This is a genomic window from Compostibacter hankyongensis, assembly GCF_039541075.1.
In the GTDB taxonomy this organism is placed as follows: domain Bacteria; phylum Bacteroidota; class Bacteroidia; order Chitinophagales; family Chitinophagaceae; genus Compostibacter; species Compostibacter hankyongensis.
Genome location: NZ_BAABFN010000018.1, coordinates 1 through 7,197, shown reverse-complemented (window position 1 = coordinate 7,197; position 7,197 = coordinate 1). Strand labels below are relative to the sequence as shown.

The 7,197-nt window shown below is 51.1% G+C and carries 3 protein-coding genes; all 3 read left to right on the top strand.

Going from position 1 to position 7,197, the window contains the following annotated elements; translation table 11 throughout:
- Positions 1-3,213 (top strand): TonB-dependent receptor (locus ABD851_RS14455; RefSeq protein ID WP_344980513.1); only part of this gene is annotated, 3,213 nt, incomplete at its 5' end.
- A 36-nt stretch (positions 3,214-3,249) separates the two neighbouring features.
- Positions 3,250-4,713, top strand: a complete 1,464-nt coding sequence (locus ABD851_RS14450; protein WP_344980511.1) for a RagB/SusD family nutrient uptake outer membrane protein — start codon at positions 3,250-3,252, stop codon at positions 4,711-4,713.
- A 46-nt stretch (positions 4,714-4,759) separates the two neighbouring features.
- A complete protein-coding gene (locus ABD851_RS14445) occupies positions 4,760-7,063 on the top strand; it encodes a DUF6259 domain-containing protein (protein WP_344980509.1) in 2,304 nt (767 codons plus the stop codon).
- The last annotated feature ends 134 nt before the right edge of the window (positions 7,064-7,197 follow it).

The window sequence follows — 7,197 nt, the reverse complement described above, 5'->3', positions numbered from 1 at the left end:
CTGCATGCAAGTGCCAGGGTGTCCGGACAGCGGATCAGCCTGTCGGAGAAAAATGCTTCCCTGGAGGAGGTGTTTTCGGAGATCCGGGATCAGACCGGCTATACGTTTGCCTATACCGAGTCGTTAATGCGTCCTTCGCGCAGGGTGACGGTGGAGCTCCGCAACGCGACGTTGGAGGAGGCACTGGCTCGTTGTATGGAGGGCCAACCGCTCTCCTGGGTGGTGATCGGCAAGACGGTAGTGATCCGTTCTCTGACCCGGGACCGGGATTCAGCGGACAGGATGCCGCCGTTGCCACAACAGCCGGTATCCGGCAGGGTCACCGATTCCTCCGGCAATCCGTTGTCCGGCGTGACGATACAGGTAAAGGGGACATCAACAGGCGCTACAACCGGCGCCGATGGGAACTTCCAGATAGATGCCCCCGGAGGCGCGGTGTTGGTATTTTCGTATGTGGGGTACGAGAAGCAGGAAGTGGTCCTGAATGATCAAGCATCGTTAAAAATAGTACTGCACCCCGCCTCAACCGGCTTGAATCAATTGGTGGTCATCGGCTACGGCACTCAGAAAAAATCCGATGTGACCGGGGCCATAGCCTCTCTGAAAGGTGAGGATGTAGGAAGCCAGGCTATCGTCAACCCCGTTCAGGCATTAACGGGTCTGGCAGCCGGTGTGCAAACCCTGCAGAACTCGGGGGCGCCGGGGGCTTCACTGAGTGTAAGAGTGAGGGGAGACAATTCCCTGTTGGGAGGGAATGAGCCCCTTTATGTTGTAGATGGTTTTCCCTATACCGGTGCGTTGAATAACTTGAATCCTAATGATATCCAGTCCATAGAAGTACTGAAGGATGCATCTTCCACCGCTATTTATGGTTCGAGAGGTTCCAATGGTGTGGTAATGATCACGACAAAGCGGGGAGGCCCGGGTAAAACGGCGATTGAATACAACGGTTATTATGGAATACAGCAGGTAAGTAAAACCCTGGACCTGCTTGATGCGAAGGAATTTGCCCGGTTGGCCAACCTGCGTGCAACCAATGATCATATCGCTCCTTATTTTACGGAAGAGCAGATCAAGGGATTCGGTAAAGGAACAGATTGGCAGAAAGAAATATTTCGTGTTGCGTCCATCCAGAATCATAGCTTGCGTATATCCGGAGGCAATGACAAAAGCCTGTTCGATCTTTCCGGTAACTACCTTAACCAGGAGGGCATCATCCTGGGATCAAAATATACCCAGGGGCAGCTACAGGCCAATATATCGCATAAGATAAGCGAACGCTGGAAGCTTGATTTTAACGGAATCTTCAACAGAACGGTCAACAATCAACTCAACAGCGATAACCAGGAGAGGGGCCTGGGCGTGCTCAGCGGAGCGCTGGTAGCTCCGCCGACGTTGCCTGTCAGGAATGCAGACGGCAGCTATACAAATCTGAGGGGATATGCATTCAGTCCGGACATTCTGGAAAATCCCGTGGCCATGGCGCTGGAGAGAAAGCAATCGAGCGCCACCAACGGTTTGTTGTCCAACCTTATTCTGAACGGGAACATTACGCGGGATCTGGAGTTTCATACCTCAGTCGGGGTTCAGTATAACATGACGAGAGGCGATTTTTATTCACCTACTCTTTTTCAACAGACGGCCAACGGCTCTGCATCCATTACCTATGCCGAGCTCATGCATATTGTCAATGAGAACCTGCTGACGTATACCCAACAACTGGGGGACGATCATAAACTGGTGTTGCTGGCGGGTTTGACCAATGAAAAAATATCTGATCAGTCTGCCAATGCCAATTCCAAAGGGTTTTCCAATAATGCACTCGGGAATAACAGTCTTCAGTCGGGTACCATACCGGGTACGCCCGTTTCCGGTTACAGCAAGTATACCCTGCTCTCCTGGCTGGGAAGGGCCAATTACTCCTATAAAGACAAATACCTGCTTACCGCGAGTATACGGGCCGACGGGTCTTCGAGGTTCGGAAGTGCCAACAAATGGGGGTATTTCCCTTCTATGGCGGTTGCCTGGAAGCTGAGCGAGGAAAAATTCTGGGCAGGGCTAAAAAATACCATCAGTGATTTTAAACTAAGAGGCAGCTGGGGGGAGACCGGTAATACAGCCGTAAGTCCTTACCAGTCGCTTTCCGTGCTCACGGGTATGCCCACTGTTTTTGATGATAACCTGTATGTAGGGTTTGCACCGGATAATGTAAAGCCCAATCCGGACCTGAAATGGGAAACCACCTCACAAGTCGATGTAGGGGCTGATCTTATGCTGATCAACGGACGCATCGGGCTGTCTGTTGATTATTATCGAAAGATGACCCGCGACCTGCTGGCCTCTGTTCCGCTGCCGCTATCTTCCGGCTACGCTTCACAGTCCGCCAATATCGGCAGTATCCGCAATGCCGGCATGGATGTGGCGCTGGACCTCCAGCTGATGAACCGGGGTAAGTTCAAATGGGATCTGGGAGGGACATTTACCGTTAACCGAAACAAGGTCATATCACTGGCCGATGGTGCCGATATTTTTGGCGCCGGCATGGGTAATAACCTGCCGGCTATGAGCCTGGTAAGGGTAGGGCAACCTATCGGAGTGTTTTACGGATATGTGGAAGACGGCTTAACGGCCGACGGCGACATCAAGTACAAAGATATCGACGGCAACGGGAGCATCACCACCGCAGACCGGCAGATCATCGGCAACCCCAATCCGAAGTTCATTGCCGGTGTAAACTCGCATCTGTCCTATGGTAGCTTTGGCCTTTCTTTTATCGTGAATAGTATTCAGGGTAATCAGATATTGGCCTATAACCTGTCCAGTATCGCCAATGGTTTTTACTTTGGGGAGAATCAGCTCCGGGAAGTGCTGAACAACTACTGGACGCCCGAAGATCCCGATCCCCATGCCCGGTATCCACGCATCAGCGCGACCACCCGTTACCAGGGATCAGACCGGTTTATAAAAGACGGTTCCTATATCCGTTTGCAGAACGTCCAATTGTCATATACCCTGAAAGGCCGCCGCATAGCGGCAATCGGTATCAACCACGCGGAGATCTACCTGAGTGCGCAGAACCTGTTTACCATCACCAGTTATCCGCTGTATTCACCGGATGTGAATACGCAGGGATCCGGCATTTCGAAAGGTATTGACGAAATGGGATATCCCAATGCTACAACCATCCTGGCAGGGTTAAAGATTAATTTCTAACGGCTTGAGACCATTCAAGCAAAAATTGGTAAACCAATGAAACAGGTCATATTAAATATAGCGCTTTGCACTGTTTTGATTATTTGCTTCTCTTCCTGCAAAAATTATCTGGATGAGATACCCAAAGATCGTATCTCCGAATCGACTTATTATAATAACCTGGAAAGCGCACAGGGCGCTATCAATGCAATCTATTCGCCCATCAGGAAAGGCGGACTCAATGGCCCGTATTTTTTACAGATGGACATCAAAGCCGATTATGGTTACGGGAGAGGATCGACAGCGCCCATCGGCGAGTACAAGACGCTGGATCAGGTGAATATCGCCAGAACGGACGGCCTATGGGCGGATTTTTACAGGAGTATCAATTACGCCAATATAGCCATTGAAAAGATACCGCAGATCACCACGATCGATGAGGATACCCGAAATGCGCTGGTGGCGGAGGCGAAGTTTATGCGCGCTTTCTGCTATTACCACCTGGTTATTAACTGGGGCGCCGTGCCGTTATATCTGGATACCCGTCATGAAGATACGAAAAGGGCTGCCGTTAAGGATGTCTATGATGCGATTGTTGCCGATCTGACTGAGGGAGAAAACAGTCTTCCATCGACACCTGCACAATTCGGTCATCCTACCAAATGGGCGGCTAAGGCCTTTCTGGCACAGATTTATCTGACCCTGGGGCAGTGGGATGACGCGCAGAAAAAGGCGCTGGAGGTGATCCAATCCAAGGCTTTTTCGCTGGTGGGCGTCAGCAAGCCGGAGGATTTTGATAATGTTTTCGGAGCTTCTGCCAACGGCACATCCGAGGAGATCTTTTATCTCAAATTCAATCACCAGGATGGATGGGGATGGCCGCTGAACCTGTTATGGACCGCCACTCAGTTTGCCCCGTTTGGGAACTATGTGATTTATGAAACGCCGGACAATCCGTTTATCAGGAACTGGAATGATAATGACCTTCGTAAACAGTACGATCTGTTTACCGAATATATAGATCCGGCTACCGGTAAGGTGACGCCATTGCCTTCCTCTACGCCGGTCTTGTGTAGCAAGTTCCGGGATCCCGGTGCTACCGGTATTACCGGTTTCGGTAATGACTATCCGTTTTTGCGTTATGCCGATGTATTGACCCTGTATGCGGAGGCTGATGCCATGGCAGAAAACGGCCCTTCGGCACTGGCGATTGAATGTTTGAATAAGGTGAAGCGCCGCGGTTATGGGTATCCGTTTGATGTGGCGTCTCCCGTGGACTATCCGAGCACCGGCTGGACGGCGGAATCATTCAGGGATACCGTACTTCAGGAGCGGGGTTATGAACATTTTATGGAAGGGAAACGCTGGGAAGACCTCCGGCGCACCAAAAAGGCCGCGTCGGTTATTCTTCATGCCAAGGGGATCGCCGTACAGCAATCGGCTTACCTGTGGCCTATTCCGCAGCAGGAAATAGATACAAATCCGGCGTTGTCGCCGGACGATCAGAATCCGGGATACTGATGCCGGGTACGCCAATTTTATCGAAAGTTCTATAAAAAACAGCATAATGCGTTTTATATCCATACTGTCAGTATACCTGTTCCTGGCTACCGTAACAGCGTATGGAACACCGCCGGCGCCTGAAGATGGTGTGGTGTTGGGCAATAAGGCCATTAGGATCACCTTTGATGCCGCTACCGGCGAGCTGGTATCCTTAAAAGATCTGAGCACCTCGCTTGAATTCCTCGACCGGAACGGTACACGGGGAGCTTCATTATGGAAGCTGGAACTGGGTGAGCCAGGAGTGGCGGGGACGGTAGAGATGTCTGCCGCGGGCGCTTTTCATGTCTCTCAACCGGATGCACAAACGCTGGTATTGGAATGGAGCCGGTTTTCAGGGATCGCCGGTCCCGATTTGAAAGTACGGGTTAAGGTCAGGCTCCGGGGCGATCAGGCGCTTTCCGCCTGGAATATCTCATTATCGGGGGTAGCGGGAAAGCAGCTGAAGAAGATCGTTTTCCCCAATATCTCCGGCCTGCGGGATATGGGTAACGAGGAGCTGGCCGTGCCCGTCTGGATGGGGGAGCTGCGTAAAGCGCCCCGTACCGCGTTGTCCGGGCTTGATGGTAAGGACAGGAGTTTTACCTGGCGTTATCCCGGGCCGTTGTCGCTTCAGATGCTGTCATTATACAATCCGGCTACCCATGGTTTTTATGCAGCCTGTAATGATGCGCAAGGGTATGCCAAGCAATTTTCAATTTCGCTCGATAGCCTCAACAATCTGGGCTATCAGATGAATAACTATCCGGTGGCCGGGGATGGAAAAGATGCTTATACCTTGCCCTATGACGCCGTGATCGGTGCATTTAAGGGAGACTGGATTTCTGCCGCTAAAATATATAAAGCCTGGGGAGTGCGTCAGGCATGGTGTCAGGACAGCCGTTTTAGGAAGCATGCAGGGGAAAGCTGGGCTGACAGTACTGCACTCTGGGTATGGAACAGGGGGCGATCCGGAAATGTACTTACACCGGCTGTAGATCTCAGGAAAAGAACAGGCTTACCCGTTAATGTGTTGTGGCATTGGTGGCATGGTAGTCCGTATGATGATGGATTTCCGGAGTATTTCCCCCCAAAGGAGGGTGATGCATCTTTTAAGGCCGCCGTTCGCAGCGCAAACCAACAGGGGGTAAAAGCCATCGTGTATATGAACTCCTTCCAGTGGGGGACGTCTACGCAGAGTTTTGAAAAGGAGCATGCGCTGAATTGGGCGGTAAAAAACGAGGCAGGCGGTACAGAAGCGCATGTGTTCAATATTTTTACCCATCACTCGCTGACGCCGATGTGCATGGCTACCAGGTTTTGGAAGGAAAAATATGCTGCCCTTGCCGATAAAGCCATCAATGAATATCATACGGGAGGAGTGTATATGGACCAGGCCTGCCTGAATTATATATGCTATGATACCACCCATGGCCATCCGGTCGGAGGCGGTAATTACTGGGTGAAAAATTTTGGCACACTTACGCAGATGATCCGTACAAATGACATGGTCAAAGATCATACGGTGCTCGCCGGCGAAGGCTGCGGGGAATGCTGGCTTCCCTATCTTGACGCCTTTCTGACGTTGCAGGTGAGCAAAGAGCGGTATGCAGGGGTTGGAGGACCGGAAACGATCCCGTTTTTCCAGGCCGTGTATCATGCTTACGGGGTAACCTTCGGAAGCTATTCGTCGCTGGTTTCCCCTCCTTATGACGAGTTATGGCCTAAAGGGACGGCGCCTGAATCACAGGAGCAACCGTTGGGGAATGAGTTTAACGATCAGTTCTTTATGGAGCAGGCCCGTTCGTTTGTATGGGGGATGCAACCGACCATCGCCAATTATCATCCGTCCCTGACTTCAGAAAGAAAAGAGGAAGTGGATTATCTCATCCGTCTGGCTAAGACCAGGTACAAGGGGCTGAAGTACCTCCTGTATGGTGAGTTCATGCGCGCCCCTCATATAGATATTCCCTATAAAGACATTCCGATCTCCCGGCTTTCCATTTATGCAGGACAGCAGGACCGGGTAACCACCTTTCGGGAGAAGGCGCCGTTGTTGTATACGGCTGCATGGAAGGCGAAAGACGGACAGATGGGTATCGCTGTGGCCAGTATCAGTGGAGCGGCCCTGCCGCTGCATTTTGCATTTAAGAGCAGCGACTATAGCCTTTCTTCCTCCGGTAAAGTATATGTTACCCATGCCGATGGCAGAAGGTTGATTGGCGCGTATAAAAATGGGGAGGTAACAGTGAGTTATTCTCTTCCTCCAAAGGACCTGTGTATTATTGAGATCGTGCCTGATGCTTCCGTAGCTCATAACTTGTCTGGGTAGTCAGGTAAGACAATCAATGGCAACGGCGAAGCTTCTGATCGTCGACGAGAAACGTCGGATATCGTTTAAATCTAAAAAAACAGAACTATGGAATAAAAAGAGCATCCCCTTGCATATGCCCGTAAAAAGGCCGG